This is a genomic window from Mesorhizobium sp. M5C.F.Ca.IN.020.32.2.1 (assembly GCF_004023105.1).
GTDB classification, from domain to species: Bacteria; Pseudomonadota; Alphaproteobacteria; order Rhizobiales; family Rhizobiaceae; genus Mesorhizobium; species Mesorhizobium wenxiniae.
The window spans coordinates 1-1,426 of sequence record NZ_RZSX01001222.1 but is presented as its reverse complement, the minus strand read 5'-3'; the positions used below and the strand labels follow the sequence as shown (position 1 = coordinate 1,426).

1 protein-coding gene and 1 pseudogene are annotated in these 1,426 nt (G+C 61.3%); one reads left to right on the top strand and one right to left on the bottom strand.

The features are described from left to right. Positions 1-982: class I tRNA ligase family protein (locus EOA86_RS34595; RefSeq protein ID WP_164892323.1), on the bottom strand; the 982-nt coding region annotated here is incomplete at its 3' end. A gap of 146 nt (positions 983-1,128) precedes the next feature. Between EOA86_RS34595 and EOA86_RS34590 the strand changes: the two are divergent. After that, a pseudogene (locus tag EOA86_RS34590) lies at positions 1,129-1,426 on the top strand (YggS family pyridoxal phosphate-dependent enzyme); the annotation flags it as partial.

Below are 1,426 nucleotides of genomic sequence, written 5' to 3'. Positions count from 1 at the left end.
CGACATAGTCAGGCAGCGTCCACGTCTCGTCGATCGGATGGACGACGCGGATGCCGGTATCGAAACCCCTCTTCTCGGCTGTCTCCAGTGCCGCCACTGAAGTGCCCATATGGCGAACCTCGTCGATGAACTTGGCCAGCGCCGGATTGCTTTCGGCCGCCTTCTTCGCCAGCGGATGATCAGCTGCGACCGCCATGAAGGAGGCGCCGAAGATGGTGTCGGGCCGCGTCGTGTAGACTTCCAGCTCATCTTCGCCGTCGACTGGAGTGGCCAGCGGCCAGCGGATCAGCAGGCCTTCCGAACGGCCGATCCAGTTCGCCTGCATCAGCTTCACTTTTTCCGGCCATTCGTCGAGGCCTTCCAGCGAGTCCAGCAGATCCTGCGCATAATCGGTGATCCTGAAGAACCACTGCGTCAGCTCGCGCTGTTCGACCAGCGCGCCCGAGCGCCAGCCGCGTCCGTCGATGACCTGCTCGTTGGCAAGCACCGTCATGTCCTCCGGATCCCAATTGACCTTGGAAGATTTGCGCGTCACCAGCCGCTTCTCGACGAAATCGAGGAACAGCATCTGCTGGCGGTGGTAGTAGTCGACATCGCAGGTCGCGAATTCGCGTGCCCAGTCGAGCGACAGACCCATCACCTTGAGCTGCTCGCGCATGGCGGCGATGTTCTGGTAGGTCCAGTCCTTGGGATGGACCTTGTTCTGCATCGCCGCGTTCTCGGCTGGCATGCCGAAGGCATCCCAGCCCATCGGGTGCAGCACGTTGAAACCCTTGGCTCGCTTGTAGCGCGCCACCACGTCGCCCATCGTGTAGTTGCGGGTATGGCCGATATGGATGCGCCCCGACGGATAAGGGAACATCTCGAGCACGTAATATTTCGGCCGCGGGTCGTCGTTGTCAGCCTCGAACAGCTTCTTGGCGTCCCATGCCTTCTGCCATTTGGGCTCTGATGCGCGCGGATTGTATCGTTCGGTTGCCATCGGATGTTTTTCACTTAAAAAGCAGGCGCGAACGGCCGGACAATGCCCGGCGGCTCAGGAAATGACGTCGCGGTGTTCACCATGGATTGCCGGACCCGTCAACTGCGGCGATCCGGTGAGGATAGAAACTAGGGGCAGATATGGGCATGGCGAGCGCCGTCGAACAGTTTTTCACGGTCAAGGCGAAGATCACCGCCGCCGAGCGCGGGGCAGGACGGCAAGCCGGCGCGGTGACGCTGGTCGCGGTCTCGAAGACCTTCGACGCCGCCGATATCAGCCCGGTCATCGAAGCCGGCCAGAGTATCTTCGGCGAGAACCGCGTCCAGGAAGCACAAGCCAAATGGCCGGCGCTGAAGGAAGCCTTCCCCGACATCGAACTGCATCTGATCGGTCCACTGCAATCGAATAAGGCGAAGGAAGCCGTCGCGCTGTTCGACGTCATCG